The 16,295-nt window shown below is 59.5% G+C and carries 12 protein-coding genes; 7 read left to right on the top strand and 5 right to left on the bottom strand.

Annotation, left to right across the window (positions count from 1 at the left end; genetic code table 11):
* Window positions 1-92: 92 nt before the first annotated feature.
* The 7 genes from FMF02_RS04620 to FMF02_RS04590 all read left to right on the top strand — a co-directional run bounded on the left by FMF02_RS04620 (window position 93) and on the right by FMF02_RS04590 (window position 12,479).
* Window positions 93-2,591 (top strand): excinuclease ABC subunit UvrA, encoded by a 2,499-nt coding sequence (locus FMF02_RS04620; protein WP_141412360.1) that lies wholly within the window; start codon window positions 93-95, stop codon window positions 2,589-2,591.
* A gap of 684 nt (window positions 2,592-3,275) precedes the next feature.
* Window positions 3,276-4,277: a FecR family protein gene (locus FMF02_RS04615; RefSeq protein WP_141412359.1), complete on the top strand. Its 1,002-nt coding sequence runs from the start codon at window positions 3,276-3,278 to the stop codon at window positions 4,275-4,277.
* Between the two features lie 128 nt (window positions 4,278-4,405).
* The gene (locus tag FMF02_RS04610; RefSeq protein WP_026074992.1) at window positions 4,406-7,921 is read left to right on the top strand and encodes a TonB-dependent receptor; all 3,516 of its coding nucleotides are present in this window, start codon (window positions 4,406-4,408) and stop codon (window positions 7,919-7,921) included.
* Window positions 7,922-7,937: 16 nt separating this feature from the next.
* Window positions 7,938-9,710, top strand: a complete 1,773-nt coding sequence (locus tag FMF02_RS04605; RefSeq protein ID WP_141412358.1) for a RagB/SusD family nutrient uptake outer membrane protein — start codon at window positions 7,938-7,940, stop codon at window positions 9,708-9,710.
* A 33-nt stretch (window positions 9,711-9,743) separates the two neighbouring features.
* Window positions 9,744-10,637, top strand: a complete 894-nt coding sequence (locus tag FMF02_RS04600; RefSeq protein WP_141412357.1) for an endonuclease/exonuclease/phosphatase family protein — start codon at window positions 9,744-9,746, stop codon at window positions 10,635-10,637.
* A gap of 31 nt (window positions 10,638-10,668) precedes the next feature.
* Window positions 10,669-11,730 carry a BT_3987 domain-containing protein gene (locus tag FMF02_RS04595; protein WP_141412356.1) on the top strand — a complete coding sequence of 354 codons (1,062 nt, stop codon included), beginning with the start codon at window positions 10,669-10,671 and terminating at the stop codon, window positions 11,728-11,730.
* Window positions 11,731-11,960: 230 nt separating this feature from the next.
* The gene (locus FMF02_RS04590; protein ID WP_232044720.1) at window positions 11,961-12,479 is read left to right on the top strand and encodes an RNA polymerase sigma-70 factor; all 519 of its coding nucleotides are present in this window, start codon (window positions 11,961-11,963) and stop codon (window positions 12,477-12,479) included.
* 499 nt (window positions 12,480-12,978) lie between these two features.
* On the opposite strand, the gene FMF02_RS04585 is transcribed toward FMF02_RS04590, so the two are convergent.
* From FMF02_RS04585 to tatA, 5 genes are all read right to left on the bottom strand, one after another.
* Window positions 12,979-13,512, bottom strand: coding sequence for a methylated-DNA--[protein]-cysteine S-methyltransferase (locus tag FMF02_RS04585; protein WP_019130901.1), 534 nt, complete (start codon window positions 13,510-13,512; stop codon window positions 12,979-12,981).
* A gap of 5 nt (window positions 13,513-13,517) precedes the next feature.
* Window positions 13,518-13,871 carry an antibiotic biosynthesis monooxygenase family protein gene (locus FMF02_RS04580; protein ID WP_141412355.1) on the bottom strand — a complete coding sequence of 118 codons (354 nt, stop codon included), beginning with the start codon at window positions 13,869-13,871 and terminating at the stop codon, window positions 13,518-13,520.
* Between the two features lie 30 nt (window positions 13,872-13,901).
* Window positions 13,902-15,119, bottom strand: a complete 1,218-nt coding sequence (locus FMF02_RS04575) for an MFS transporter (RefSeq protein WP_141412354.1) — start codon at window positions 15,117-15,119, stop codon at window positions 13,902-13,904.
* A 9-nt stretch (window positions 15,120-15,128) separates the two neighbouring features.
* Complete coding sequence (locus FMF02_RS04570; protein ID WP_141412353.1) at window positions 15,129-15,800, bottom strand: FadR/GntR family transcriptional regulator; 672 nt, start codon at window positions 15,798-15,800, stop codon at window positions 15,129-15,131.
* 302 nt (window positions 15,801-16,102) lie between these two features.
* A complete protein-coding gene (tatA, locus tag FMF02_RS04565) occupies window positions 16,103-16,285 on the bottom strand; it encodes a twin-arginine translocase TatA/TatE family subunit (protein WP_019130905.1) in 183 nt (60 codons plus the stop codon).
* Window positions 16,286-16,295: the final 10 nt, after the last annotated feature.

Genomic DNA, 16,295 nt, shown 5'->3' with positions numbered 1-16,295 from the left:
GATAAGTCCCGAAAAGCGTTTCGTTTCGCCCGATTTGTGACAATGCATGTTATTTGCCGTTCCGTACTTTTGTATGTTTGATACGAGACTTTATGGAGATGAAGAAAACACCGAACGAAATAAGAATCCGCGGTGCGCGCGTCCACAACCTCAAAAACGTGGATGTAAATATTCCGCTCCACGGCATCGTCGGCATCGCCGGCGTGTCGGGATCGGGCAAATCGTCGCTGGCGCTCGGGGTGCTCTACGCCGAAGGGTCGCGGCGCTATCTGGAGGCGTTGTCCACCTATACGCGCCGGCGCATGACGCAGGCTCCCAAGGCGCAGGTCGATGAAATAGCATATGTTCCCGCCGCCATCGCACTCCACCAGCGGCCAGGCGTGCCGGGTATCCGCAGCACCTTCGGCACCGGCACCGAGCTGCTCAACAGCCTGCGGCTTATGTTCTCGCGCCTGGCTTCGCACCGCTGTCCGAACTGCGGGCATTACCATGCGCCGACGCTGGCCGTCGCGGCCGAGAAGGAGCTCGTCTGCGCGAACTGCGGCCATCGGTTCTATGCGCCCGGGGCCGAGGAGCTCGCGTTCAACAGCGGCGGAGCATGTCGCCGGTGCGGCGGTACGGGTACGGTCATGACCGTAGACCGTGCGACGCTCGTGCCCGACGAATCGAAGACGATCGACGAAGGGGCCGTGGCTCCGTGGAACAGCCTGATGTGGTCGCTCATGACCGACGTGTGCCGGGCGATGGGCGTGCGTACCGACGTGCCGTTCAGCGAGCTGACGCCTGCCGAGCGCGCCATCGTCTTCGACGGACCGGCCGAAAAGAGACATATCCTCTACAAAGCCAAAAATTCCAATCAGGCGGGAGAGCTCGATTTCACCTACTACAACGCCGTCTATACGGTCGAGAATGCGCTCGCCAAAGTGACCGACGAGAAGGGCATGAAGCGCGTGGAGAAGTTCCTGCGTCAGGACGTCTGTCCGGCTTGCGGCGGCACGCGACTCTCCGACGAGGCCCGGGCGCCGCGGCTTCGCGGCATCGGGCTGGACGAGGCGTGCCGCATGACGCTCGCGGAGTGCGTCGGGTGGGTGCGCGGCGTCCCCGCTTCGCTGCCGGAGGAGATGCGCCCCATGGGCGAGAGCATCTGCGAGTCGTTCCTCGCCGCTTCGCGCCGTCTGCTGGACTTGGGGTTGGGATACCTCGCGCTCGATCGGGCGGCTTCGACCCTATCCACCGGCGAGCGGCAGCGTATGCAGCTGGCCCGCGCAGTGCGCAACCGTACTACGGGCGTGATGTATGTGCTCGACGAACCCTCCATCGGCCTTCATCCGGCCAACATCGCAGGTCTCACGGGTGTTATGGACGACCTGGTCGCCGACGGAAACACCGTCGTGCTGGTCGACCACGACACGCAGATACTGAGCCATGCCGACCATATCGTCGAGATGGGCCCCGGAGCGGGGGCCGACGGCGGAAGGGTCATTGCGCAGGGGACGGTCGGGGAGATCGAACGCAGTCCGGCGTCGCGCATCGGCCCGTTTCTGGCAGGCAAGGTCGAATCCCGCGTGCTGCCCGTCGTGCCGGAAGGCGAACTCTTCGCACAAGGGGCGATCCGCCTCTCCACCTCCGAGATTCACACCGTAAAACCGCTCGAAGTCGTCATTCCCAAAGGCCGCCTCACGGTGGTGACGGGCGTATCGGGGTCTGGCAAAACCACGCTGATTCTCGAAAGCCTCGTTCCGGCGCTCGAAGCGGCGATAGCGGGCACGCCGCTGCCACCCCATGTGAAAAATATCGATGCGTCGGGTATCGAACACGTCAAGCTTATCGATTCGACACCCATCGGTGCCAACGTGCGCTCCACGGTGGCTACTTACGCCGATATTCACGACGAGCTGCGCAAGATCTTCGCCCGCACGCCCGATGCCCGGGCCGCCGGTTACAAGGCGGGCGACTTCTCCTACAACACCGGACGGCTGCGTTGCCCCGTGTGCGACGGCACTGGCACGGTCAGCCTCGACGTGCAGTTCCTGCCCGACGTCGATATTCCGTGTCCCGAATGCCGCGGCTCGCGCTATGCGAAACCTGCGGGACGAATCGCCTGTACGGTCGGGAACGGCCGTTCGTTCACGCTGCCGCAGGTCATGGAGACCGACGTGGCCCATGCAGCGGAGTTGTGCGCCGGATTCAAGAGCGTCGCACCGCGGCTTGCGACGCTGAGCGACCTCGGGTTGGGCTACCTCACCCTCGGCGAAGCCACGCCCAGTCTCTCGGGCGGCGAGGCGCAGCGGCTGAAACTCGCCTCGGAGATGGGACGCCGGCAAAGCGACTCGCTCTTCGTTTTCGACGAGCCCACCATCGGGCTCCACCCGCTCGACGTCAGGACATTGCTCGAAGTCTTCCGGCATCTGCTTTCGGCAGGGGCTACCCTGGTCGTCATCGAACACGATCTGGACATGATACGCAACGCCGACTACATCGTCGACCTCGGCCCGGGCGGAGGAGCCGACGGCGGACGTATCGTCGCGACGGGCACTCCCGAAGCGGTAGCCGCCAATAAGGAAAGCATAACAGGACAATATCTGTATTGAAACTTAAAACAGGGTACCCATTCCAACCTTATTCATATGCACTGAACGGTTCTTCCGTATCGAGATAGATCGTCGGTTGGTCGTCCGACTGCCTATCGTATTTAGATCTGTCGATTCGGTAATGTCTTTCAGTCCGGAAATGATATAATTTGGTTCAGACTCCTTATCGTTTTCTTCGGAAAGCATGAAACGGGAAAATATGTGTCCGGCATCCTGCCTGAAATCCGTCAAAAGGAATTTCGTAAATCCTTCGATAATATCTTGGTCATGTATACGTTGAGAAGTCGAGCTTCTGGAATATGCTATCAAAGCATCAAATACGGGCCTGTCCTCCGTATCCTGCACCGACAGCCGTCTGTCGAAATCCTTCAATGCTTCGGCCGAGGGTTCTGTATGGTATTTACCATTGGTACTCGTAATAGACTTTTTCAGGCGATTTCGTATGACCGTTTTCAGAACACTTTCATATGCGTCGATTTCGAAACATTCCCTTAAACGATCACGAAACGCGTCGTTGTGTCGAACGACCACATGTTTTGGGTCGATAGTCGCCGTTACCGGCACATACGAAGCGTCCGCGGAGGAATATCCGGAGACATTCCGCTAAGAAATCGCAAAAAAAGCGGTCGGCCCGTAAGGGTCGGCCGCCTTTTTCGTGTCTTCGGATAAAACCCGAATACCGTCATGGACAAACATAACAGGGATCTTCTGATCCGTGCGCTGAAAGGCACGCTGGACACCGCATCGCGCCGCGAATTCGACCTGTGGGTCTCGAATGCGGACAACCTCCGCATCTACGAAAACGCCCTCCGCATATGGGACGACACACAGCGCCGCGCCGCAGCTTACACTCCCGACCGCGATCGGCTCTGGGAACAGTTGCAGTCACGTATCGGAGTTTCCGGATCGCCGCAGCCTACGGAACGGCCCGCGCCGAAACGCCGTTGGGTGCCGATACTTCGCACGGCGGCTGCCGTCGCCGCGGGCGTCGTCGTCACGCTCTTCGCAGTCCGTCCCGACGCCGCCCTCACACCGAGTCCGGCCCGACAGGAGTTCTGCGCCTTCGGCGGTAAATCGCTGGCACACCTGGCCGACGGTTCGACCGTATGGCTTCAAAGCGGCTCGACGCTTGCCTGCGACGGCTCCTTCGGCGCCGAAAGCCGCAACGTAAAGCTTCGCGGAGAGGGATTTTTCGACATTGCCAAAGATCCCGAACGCCCCTTCACGGTCGAAGTGGAAGGGTTGCGCATACGGGTTCACGGCACCAAATTCAACGTGAACACCTCGCTCGAAGACCGGACCGTCGCCGTATCGCTCGTAGAGGGTTCGGTGGCCCTCGACTCCGGCAAAGGCGAACAGCGCCAGCTGTACCCCGGTGAAATCGCCCGCTACAACACCGCCACACAAAAGCTGGACATCCGTCGCGGCAACGTGGAGCTGGAATCCTGCTGGGCCGCGGGCAAACTGGTCTTCGAGCGGCAGTCGCTGGGCGAAATCTGCCGCTACCTGTCTCGCTGGTACGACATCCGGATCGACATCTCTCCGGCACTCGCCCGCAACTACGCCTACACGTTCACCATTACCGACGAACCGCTCGAAGCGATTCTGCGCATCATGAGCCGCATCAATCCGATCGTCTACACCTTCTCGGACAACCGCTCGGTGTCCATCTCCGAGGTAGAATAAAACCGTAAACCGACCAAACTCCAACCAAACCCCGAATGCCTATGACCGAACAGAGCTGAATCGCACGCAATTTCTCCAGCGGCAGCACCCGCCGCTGCAAACACTCGCTAACCTTAAAACTTCCAACCATGAAACATTTTAGACTCTTCGCAATTCTATTGCTGCTCGTCTGCAAATGGACAACGGTTGCACATGGCCAGACGCAGGAGCCGGCGATCAACATAGAGTTCACCGACATACCCCTTTCGGAAGCCATATCGCGCATCGAGAAGAGCAGCAAATACACGTTTTTCTACGACGCCAAACAGACCGATCTGACCCTGCGCGTCAGCCTTCACGCCAAACAGCTGCCGATCTCCGCCGCCCTGCGCCAGATGCTCGCCCCGACGGGTCTCGACTTCACGATATCCGAACGCCAGATCGCCCTGATTCCCGCGGCACGCAAGGCTCCGGCCGGATCGCGCACGATCACCGGTACGGTCAACGACTCCCACGAACTGCCGTTGGCCGGCGTCGCCGTCACGCTGGAGGGCGATAATACCCGCGGCACCGTTTCCGGGAACAACGGCAGTTTCACCATCACCGTTCCCGACGCCGATGCGGTGCTCAGCTTCACCTACTTGGGCTACATCTCCAAGAAAGTCTCGGTGCCCGTCTCGCAGAACAGTCTCGAGGTATTCCTCGCAGAAGACGCCGTGAGGATGGAGGACGTCGTAGTAGTAGGTTACGGCACCCAGAAGAAGGTCAATCTGACGGGAGCCATCACCACGGTGGACGACACGCAGCTTGCAAACCGTTCGGCGCCGTCCGTAGCCCACATGCTTCAAGGTGCGGTTCCGGGTCTGACGATCTCGACCTCGTCGGGCCGTCCGGGCAACTCGGCCGACCTGAACATCCGCGGTATCACCTCGATCAACGGCGGTTCGCCGCTCGTGCTGATCGACGGCGCCGAAGGCGACCTGATGAAACTCAACCCCAACGACGTGGCCTCGATCTCGGTGATCAAGGATGCCTCGGCCGCCGCCATCTACGGCGCACGCGCGGCTTACGGCGTCGTACTGGTGACTACCAAGGAGGGCGACGATTCGGACAAAACCCGCGTGTCGTACAGCGGACGCTGGGGGTGGAATTCCCCCACCACCTCGACCGATTACGAGACCCGCGGCTACTATTCGGTGTACGTCAACGACCTGTTCTGGCATGCCGATGCAGGTACCAACTACACCAACTATACCGAGCAGGACATGATGGAATTATGGGCCCGCCGCAACGACAAGGTCGAAAATCCCGAACGTCCGTGGGTGAAGATCGACCAGCGCGACGGCCGCGACACATATGTCTATTACGCCAACTTCGACTGGTACCACTACCTGTTCAAGGACGAGCATCCCAGCACGAGCCACAGCGTCTCGCTGTCGGGCGGCAACTCGAAGGTGAAGTACATGCTTTCGGGCAACTATTACAGCGAAGAGGGACTCTTCCGTCAGGACCCCGACCGCTTGCAGCGGATCAACTTCCGTTCGAAAATTTCGTTCGACATCAACAAGTGGCTAAAAATCAGCAATAACACCAGCTACTACAACTACCAGTACTACTACCCCGGCCCCAGCGGAGTCAATACAGCCTTCTCGCTCGGCACGGTACACGCACTGGCCTCGATGATGCCCTATAACCCCGACGGCACGAGCGTCTACTACACCTCGCTGTCGAAATACTCGATCATGGACGGCCTGCCCACGATCATGAACAAGGGCGGCCACTACAACAAGGACAAGACCGACAACATGTCGACCACCACGGAGCTGACGTGGACCCCGGTCAAAGGGTTGGAGATCAAGGGTAACTTCACCTACATGTTCAACACCCAGCACAACCTCAACCGTCAGGTCAATACCGAATACTCGCAGTATCCGGGCGAAGTGCAAACCCTCTCGACGGGCAGCCGCTTCCAAGACAAGCTCTACGAAAAGACCATGATGCACAACTACTATCAGGCCAACGTCTACGCCACCTACGCACACACGTGGAACGAGAAGCACAACTTCAAGGCGATGGCCGGTTTCAACTGGGAGACCAAGTACCTCAAAGACGTATCGGCCACGGGCTACAACCTGCTCTCCGAAACGCTGATGGACCTCAATCTGGTGGGACAGGACGCCGACGGCAACGAACGCATGGAGGTCGGCGGCGGCCAGAACGAATACGCCCTGATGGGCTTCTTCGGCCGTCTGAACTACGATTACAAAGGCAAATACCTCGTGGAGGTGAGCGGCCGCTACGACGGCACGTCGCGCTTCAAGCGCGGTCACCGCTGGGGTTTCTTCCCCTCGTTCTCGCTCGGATGGCGCATCTCGGAAGAGCCTTTCTTCGAGGGCATCCGCGAAAAATTCAACAACTTCAAGATCAGGTATTCGTACGGACAGCTGGGTAACCAGAACGTAGGCTACTACGACTATATCCGCAAAATCTCGATCGGCAACCAGAACTATTTGTTCGGCGGCGACAAACCCACGACGGCCACCATTTCGGCCCCCGTGGCCTCGAACCTCTCGTGGGAAACCTCGATCCACAACAATCTGGGCGTAGACATGAGCTTCCTGAACAACCGTCTGGCTTTCAGCGCCGACTTCTACATCCGCGATACGAAGGACATGCTGACCTCCGGCGTCGCCCTGCCGAGCGTCTACGGCGCCGATTCGCCCAAGATGAACAGCGCCGACCTGCGCACCAAGGGTTACGAGCTCTCGCTCAGCTGGCGCGACGAGTTCCAGCTTCTGCGCCGGCCGTTCACTTACAGCGTGACGGTTACCTTCAACGACTACGTGACCGACATCACCAAATACGACAACCCCGACCGCACGTTCGCCAAGTCCTACTACGAAGGTATGCGCTGGGGTGAGATCTGGGGCTACCGCATCGGCGGACTCTTCGCCACGGACGCCGAGGCTGCCGGCTATGCCGTCGATCAGACCGCCGTCAACAACCGGATCAACGCTGCGGCCGGCTCGGAACGCGGCCTGCACGCCGGCGACCTGAAATTCCTCGATCTGGACGGCGACAACGTGATCTCCATCGGCAAGAACACGGTCGACGATCCGGGCGACCGGGAGATCATCGGCAACAGCCAGCCGCGGTTCCATTACGGCACGACGCTGAGCATGTCGTGGGCGGGCATCGACTTTTCGATCTTCTTTCAGGGCATCGGACGCCGCCACTGGTATCCCAAAGCCAATACGATCGCCTTCTGGGGACCCTATGCCCGTCCGTATGCGAGCTGGATTCCCAAAGACTTCCACGAAATGTATTGGAGCGAAGAGAATCCCGACGCCTATTTCCCCCGTCCGCGCGGCTATGTAGCCCTTTCAGGCACCAACCGCGAGCTGACGGCCGTCAACGACCGCTATATGCAGAACATCCGCTACTGCCGTCTGAAGAACCTCACGATAGGCTACACGCTGCCTAAGAAATGGACCCGCAAAGTGTTGATCGAAAACCTTCGCGTCTACTTCACGGGAGAGAATCTCGCCACATGGTCGCCCATCCACTCGGACTATATCGATCCCGAAATGGCCGCCATGAACGACGAGATGCGCACCTATCCGTGGCAGAAGACCTACATGTTCGGCGTGGATGTCACATTCTAATCAAACAAGCAGAACCATGAAAAAAATATTATTGATACTGGCCGCAGGCTGCACCATGGCGCTCGTCTCCTGCGAAGAGTGGCTCGACAAATACCCGCTGGCCCAAATGTCGCCCGAAACCTTCTTCTCGAACGAAAACGAGTTGCAGGCTTTCAGCAACAAATTCTACACGGTCTTCCCGTCCGACGGGCTCTACAACGAGTACTGGGACAACATCATTCACAACGACCTGCCTCAGGAGATGCGCGGCGGCCGCACGATCCCCGCATCGGGCGGCGGCTGGACATGGACCGACCTGCGCGATATCAACACGCTGCTCGAATACTCGGTCAACTGCAAGGACCTCGACGTCCGTAACCACTACGACGCGCTGGCCCGTTTCTTCCGCGCCTATTTCTATTTCGAAAAGATCAAGCGGTTCGGCGACGTGCCGTGGTATGCGAAACCGATCGGCTCGGCCGATGCTGAGCTCAATCGTCCGCGCGATTCGCGAGAATACGTCATGCAGCGCATGATCGAGGACATCGATTTCGCCATCCGCTACCTGCCCGCCAAACACGACCTCTACCGTATCACGAAATGGACGGCTCTGGCCCTGAAATCGCGTTTCTGTCTCTTCGAAGGCACGTTCCGCAAATACCACGACATCGACCTTCCGGAGAACGACTGGAAATACTACCTCAGCCTGTCGGCGAAGGCTTCCGAAGAGTTCATCACCAACAGCGGCTACGGACTCTACACATCGGGCGGCACGCAGACCGCCTACCGCGACCTGTTCGTGTCGGAAGACGCCCAGCAGATCGAGGTCGTCCTCGCCCGCGATTACAACAAGGGGCTAAGCGTATTCCACAACAGCACCTTCTACTCGCTGAACACCTCCTACGGCCGTCCGGGGCTGACGCGCAAGATCGTCGCCAGCTATCTGATGGCCGACGGCACGCGCTTCACGGACAAGGCGGGCTGGGAAACGATGGAGTTCCGGGACGAGTGCCGGAACCGCGATCCGCGTCTGGCGCAATCGATCCGCACGCCGGGTTACACGCGCATCAACTCCACCAAGGTCGAAGTGCCGAGCCTGTCGACCTGCATGACGGGCTATCAGCCCATCAAGTTCGTCGCTCCCGCCGATTTCGGTTCCGACGGGTACAACCTCTCGTACACCGACCTGCCGATCATCCGCACGGCCGAGATCTACCTCAACTACGCCGAAGCCAAAGCCGAGCTGGGTACGCTGACGCAGGCCGACATCGATCTGTCGATCAAGAAACTGCGCGATCGCGTAGGTATGCCCAATCTGGACATGGATCACGCCAACGCCAACCCCGACCCGTACCTTTCGGCCCCTGAGACAGGCTACCCCAACGTGACGGGGCCGAACAAAGGCGTACTGCTCGAAATCCGCCGCGAGCGCACCATTGAACTGCTTCAGGAGGGCCACCGTTACTACGACCTCATCCGCTGGAAAGAGGGCAAGGCCTTCACGCAGCCGCTGCTGGGCCTCTACATCCCCTCCAAGGGCGAATACGACCTCGACGGAGACGGTATGCCCGACATCTATCTCAAAACCAAGGGAGAGACGCCCTCGACCAAAGCTCCGCTCATCATGGAGATCGATCAGGACATCTTCCTCTCGGAAGGCGATCACGGTTACATCTCGCCCCACAAGAAGAATCCGGGCGAGTGGAACGAAGCCCGTGACTACTACTACCCGATTCCGACCGACGACCGCTCGCTGACCGGCGGTGCCCTGACGCAAAACCCCGGCTGGAACGACGGCCTCGACTTTTAATTCTTAATGCTAACTTCAAAAACGAACGAAACGATGAACATCCTGAAAAAATATCTTACCATCATGCTGCTGCTCGGCCTCACCTGCCCGGCAACGGCCTGCAACAGCAGTTCCTCCTCCGAAGACGAAGTTCCGCCCCATCTGAAACCCGAAAACCCCGAAGAACCCGTCCGGGACTACTATTCCAAGACCGACGGCGCGACACGTCTGGTGACCTACAACGTCGGCGTCTTCACCAAGTACGTCAGCGACGGCAGCTACCAGATGATCGCCGATATGATGACCGAGGGCAAAGCCGATCTGGTGGGCATCAGCGAACTGGACAGCTGTACGGTTCGCACCGGCAGGGTCTTCCAACTCAAGAAGTTCGCCGAGTTGATGGGCAAGGAGTGGAGTTACGAATATTCGCGGGCGATGGCCTATCAGGGCGGAGCCTACGGCGACGGAATCGCCAGCCGTGAGAAACCCGTTCGTGCCTTTGCCGCTCCGCTGCCGAAGGGCGACGGCGCCGAACCCCGCGTGATGGTCGTCGTGGAGTTCGAGAAATATGTCTTCGCCACCACCCACCTCGACCATGTATCCTCGCTGGCTCAGGCAGGGCAGGTCGATGAAATCAACAAGGTCATCGAACGAGAATTCGGCGGCTCGAAGAAACCCGTCTTCCTCGGCGGCGACTTCAACGCCCGTCCCGATTCGCCCACCATTTCCAAATTGAAGACGGACTGGACGATCCTGACGCCCCACGGTGCGAGCGACTTCACCCACTCTTCGCAGGCGCCGGACAAATGTATCGATTACATCCTGTTGTGGAACGGCAACGGCGCGAAGTGCGAAGTGGTCGGCACCAAGATCATGCTCGACTTCAACAAAGGCGACATCAAGAGGGCCTCGGATCATATTCCCGTGCTGGTCGATGTCAAATTCTAATGCTGAGACGAACTCTTAAACGCAAACGATTATGAAACGATATGCGAACATGCGTCTTCTGGCCGCCGTCGCCCTGCTCATCGCAGCGGCGGGCTGCAAGGACGACGAAGGTCCGACGCTCGGGCAGCCTGCCCTGCTGAGCATTCAGGACGCCACGGCCGACGCCGAAGTGATTACGGTGGAAAGCCCCAAGAAGCAGACCCTCGACATCCGCGTGGAGGCCGAGCAGATCAGCGGCAACTACATAACCGTCGTATTCAAGACTGCCCCCGAACTGGTCGGGACCTATAACGCGGCGCACGGAACCTCATACAAGCTCTGCCCCTCGGAGGCCTACGAATTTTCGACCACCGAAGTCATGCTGCCCCGCTACAACACGCTCTCCTCGACGATGAAAGTGGAGCTGTTCAGCGAGCGCATGCCCGACGAGGAGCCGTACCTGTTGCCGATCACCATCGATTCGATCAAGGGCGACTCGCAGGCGACGGTCTCGCCGACGGGCAGTGTCCGTTACATCCTCTTCAACAAGCTCGTCAAGCCGGGACCGCCCGCACCCGTGCTGCTCGAACGCAGCGGATGGAAGGTGCTCGCCGCCCCCAAAGCCAAGCCCAACTACGAAGTGGAGAAGATGTTCGACAAAGACATCAACACCTTCGGCTACTGCAACGCCGACGAAGAGAAAGCCGATCCGCCTTACGACTTCGTCATCGATCTGGGCAAAGAGGTGACCGTACGCGGCTTCCAGTTCAATCAGCGCTACATGACTACCGGCAAACCGGAGGACGGCGCACGCTACGGCATCGCCCACTTGGAGGTTTGGACCGCGAAGGAGATCGCCGGCGACGGCCTCGGCGCAGCGAACGACGCCAACTGGACCTACACCCAGACATACCGCGACAACCGGACCGATCCCGACTCGCCGCTGGATCCGATGAGTGTGGTCATCAGTCCGATGCTCGACGACTACCAGCATGCGCGTTACGTCCGGCTGCGCATTCACGCCAGCTATACGAACAAGACTTATAACCCGACTTTCCGGGGATGGTGTATCGCAGAACTGAATGTCTGGGGTAACAACGAACTGCTCGAATAATGCGTCTGGACTTGCAAAGGGACCTGCTGGAGTGTTTCAGCAGGCCCCTTGTTTAACGCAGTCCCGATTGCAAGCGTTCCGCATTCCGCAGGATAACAGAAACTGAATAATTTCGAAATGAAAAATTCATACGTTCCGCATCCGTTTTATCCCCGAAAATGTCTATCTTTATTTGTCTGAATTTCTTTTAGCGATACGATGAGGCCGGAAAACGAACACGACATGGTTTTGTGGAAACACATCAGCCGAGGGAGGGGGGGGGAACCGCCGCTTTCAGGGAGTTGTTCGACCGTTATTACGCCCCGCTTTGCAGGTTCGCGGCCTGTTGGTTCCACGACCGCACCTCTGCCGAGGAGATTGTATTGGACACCTTTACGCACATCTGGCAGCATGCCGGGGAACTCCGTATCTCGACTTCCGTCCGGGCCTATCTGTTTCGCGCCGTGCGTAACCGCGCGCTCAACCGGCTTCGCGACGAACGAACCGACGGAATTCCCATCGGGAAGGGCCCTGAACCGCTCTTCACGAATCCGGAAGCATTGCAGCTTGAAGCCGACGAAATGCTGTTACTGATCGCCGAAGCGGTCTCGCAACTGCCCGACCGCTGCCGCGAAGTATTCCGCAAAAGCCGTGAAGAGGGGCTTTCCAACGCAGCGATCGCCAATCAGATGCGGATTTCGGTCAAGACCGTCGAAGCGCAGATCACCAAAGCCCTGAGACGCATCCGCGAAACGCTGCTCCGCACGTGATCTTCTCTCCGGACTTTCCGGACACTCCCGCCGAATGACCGTCTAATGACCGCCGAAGACCGGCCGGAAACCTGCATCGGTTGACCACTTCGATGCGAATGCCTTGCATCAGCGCGTTGGTCGTTGCGAACGTATGGTGCCTCAGGTGGTAGGTGACCGCCTTGTCGATTCCGACCTCGACGGCGATTCTTTTCAGGATGCGGTTACAGTAGGCGATGTCGGGCACAGGCAGTACGAGGTTCGTTCCCGCGACCTCGCGTCTGTATTTGTCGATGATGCGTTTGGTAATGCCGCACAGTTTGATTTTGAACGGCGTGCCGGTCTTCTGCCGTTTCTTGACGATTCATAAATCCCCGTCGAAACGTCGGTCCCTCGACGTCCTCCGCACTGCGGTTTGGCATCGGCACTCTTTCCGGCTGCTTCGTTCGCCGCGGAATCCCAAAGCGGGAACGGAACGGTCAGGCACGACGATACGAAGGTGCTCCTGCCGTTTCGGCTTTTACAGGGCTGTGCCTTTTTGCGGAGCGAACAGTCCCGTCATATCCGCTTTTTCGAGGGCGAGGAGCCGTACCTTCCGCTCGATGCCGCCCGCATAGCCCGTCAGGCTGCCGTTGCTCCCCACGACCCGATGGCAGGGAACGATGATGCTGACGGGATTGTGTCCGACAGCGCCGCCTACGGCTTGTGCCGGGACGGTTTTCGAGCCTTGCCGGCGGGCGATTTCACGGGCGATCTCTCCGTAGGTGATCGTCTTCCCGAAGGGGATTTGCCGCAGAATTTCCCACACGGCCAGCCGGAACGGTGAACCTTGCAGGTGCAGGGGCGGCGTCGGTCCCGGATCGTTCCCTCCGAAATAGTTGTCCAGCCAGCGGCGGGTCTGCTCGAATATCGGCAGCATCGTCTCTTCGTGCCGGGCGTCGAGCGTCGCGGCGAAATATTTCTGCCCTTCGAACCAGAGTCCTGTCAGGCCTTCGCTGTCGGCAGCCAGTGTGATCGTGCCGAGCGGTGAGCGGTAGAGGTGGGTGTATTGCATTGCGTTCAAAGATTAAAATAACGGTTGGAATCGTTCGGAGCCTCATCTCTCGACGAGAGCGTGTAACAGCGTACGGGTGTTGCGACGGTGATCTTGTAGTCGGCGAAATCATTCAGGCGTCCCTGTGTCTGCGCCATACGGTGCCGGAGCGTATTGCGCCATTTCGCGACGCTCTGCTCGTCGTGCCATTCGGATTTGCTGAGCAGTTTGCCGGGGGAGGCAAGGCTCGTGAAGCGTTCCGCGCCGAGAAATCCATCGGTCTGCACCAACTCTTGTTTCAGTGCCGCTGCCGCTGCGAGATAAGCGTCGGAATGGCCCTCTTTGAGGGTAACCTCGAAGAGTACGATTACGTTTGCCATAGCTTTTCTGTTTATGTTTGTCATGTTTTATCATCGTTTGCGTTCGACGTCTGGCAGGAATCCCGTGATGATCCCCATCAGGGGCAGCAGCGCGCTGACGCGGAAGATGAATTCGATGCTGGTTCGGTCGGCCAGCCAGCCGAAGAAGGCCGAACCCAGTCCGCCCAGTCCGAACATCAGCCCGAAGAAGAGGCCGGCGATCATTCCCACTCGGCCGGGCATCAGGTCGGTGGCGTAGACCACGATGGCCGAGAAGGCCGACGAGATAATCAGTCCGACGAGGATCGCCAGCGCCACGGCACCGCCCGATCCGGCGTAGGGCAGCATCAGGGCGAAGGGCGCCGCTCCGAGAATCGACCCCCAGATGACGTATTTCCGTCCGATGCGGTCGCCCAGCGGCCCGCCGATGACCGTGCCTGCGGCCGATGCCGCGAGGAATGCGAAGAGGCTGTATTGTGCGTCCTGCACCGAGAAGGCGAATTTGTCCATAAGGAAGAAGGTGAAATAGTTGGTCATGCAGGCGATGTAGAAATATTTCGAGAAAACCAGCACCGTGAGGATCAGCAGCGCACGGCGGATCTTGCGGCGGGGCAATTCGGCTGCTGCGGCTGTTGCGGTTACCGGTGCGGCGGTCGCGGCGGTCAGTTGCCGTTTGTACCAGTTGCCGATGCGGAGGAGGATGCCGATGGCCAGCAGTGCGGCCGGGGCGAACCACATGATCGAGGTCTGGCCGTAGGGAATGACGACGAGCGCGGCCAGCAGCGGCCCGAAGGCGCTTCCGGCGTTGCCGCCGACCTGGAAGATCGACTGTGCCAGCCCTTTGCGCCCGCCCGATGCGAGCTGGGCCACGCGCGACGATTCGGGGTGGAAGATCGACGATCCCCAGCCGATGAGTGCGACGGCCAGAAGGATCGGTGCGAAGCCGGGGGCGAGGGCCAGCGCGAAGAGTCCCGCCAGTGTGAAACACATTCCCGCGGCCAGTGAATAGGGTCTCGGATGGCGGTCGGCATAGCGGCCGACGAAAGGTTGCAGGATCGAGGAGGTCATCTGGAAGACGAGCGTGATGAGACCGATCTGGGCGAACGAAAAACCGAATTTGGCTTTGAGCAGCGGATAGACCGCCGGAATCACCGACTGCATCATGTCGTTGAGCAGGTGGGTGACGCTGATGAGCAGCAGGATCGGATAGACCGTGTCGGCGGTCGTTCGCCGGCGCGGTGCGGATATGGGTTTCGTGAGCGTGTCCATCGCGGGGGATCAGGGTTCGTCCAGAATGACGGCGATCGTGTCGAGCGCCTGCTGTACGTCGGTGTCGGCGATGTTCCGTGCCAGCCGTGCGTGCGTCGGTTGGGAGGCGTGAAAACAGGCCGTGTCGCGGTAGATGTGACGGAATCCCTTTTGCAGGTGGCCGGTTGTCGTCCGGTAGAGTTCGCTCAGGATTTCGTTGTGCGTGGCTTCGGCTATGGCTGCATGGAAGGCGATGTCGGCGGCGATGCACCGTTCCAGGTCGCCCGCTTCGGCGGCCTCGCCCCGTTGGGCGAGCAGAGATTCGATCCGCTCCATGTCCTGCGGCGTGCGGCGTGCGGCGGCGCGTTCGACAATGGCCGCTTCCAGAATTTTCCGTACTTCGTCCAACTCGCGGATATCGGCGCGACGCAACCGCTGCTCCACGAGGGCATCGGACGCTGCGGGGGCTGCGACGAATGTCCCTGCGCCCTGTCGCACGTTCAGGAATCCCCGGTCGGATAGCATCCGTACCGCTTCGCGCACCGTCGAGCGGCCGACGCCGAACATGCGCATCAGCTCCGATTCGGTCGGCAGCCGTTCGCCCGTGCGGAATTTTCCCGCTGCGATACGGCGTTGCAGCCGTTGGGCCAACGTATCGGCCAGCGAGTGTTTGCGAAGGGGCGTTTTCGGACATGATTTCATCGTATCATCTGATGTTTTACGCAAAGGTAAACGATTTTTTCGAATCGGCGAAATTTCCGGTGCGGAGTTCCGGCGGCGAGTTCGTTCGCAGTGGAAGAACGGATCGCGGGAGTGGGGGGGGGACGGCAGGAAGCGAGCATGTCGTTTCCTGCCGGAATCCATCGGTCGGCGGCGCCGTTGATCTACTGACGGATAGATACCAGACCGTTCCCGTGCAACCGGCCGGGACGCATCTTCGTGTGCGGCGTACGAAACGACCGGCGGAACGTTCTTCCGCCGGTGCCGATTCCACCGATGTGCGGTCACTCCTTCTGCTTCGGTTCCTCGCCGTCGCCTCGGGCACCCTCCTTGAACGAGCGGATGCCCCGGCCGATGCCCTTCATCAGTTCGGGAATCTTGCGGCCTCCGAAGAGCAGCAGTACGATCAGTGCGATGAGGACGATCTCCACGACGCCCAAGTTTCCGAGAAAGAGGATTTTTGCCATATTCGTCAGT

Origin of the sequence: Alistipes communis (genome assembly GCF_006542665.1) — a bacterium.
In the GTDB taxonomy this organism is placed as follows: Bacteria; Bacteroidota; Bacteroidia; order Bacteroidales; family Rikenellaceae; genus Alistipes; species Alistipes communis.
The sequence above is the reverse complement of the archived record's forward strand: the minus strand, read 5'-3'. Positions and strand labels throughout refer to the sequence as shown.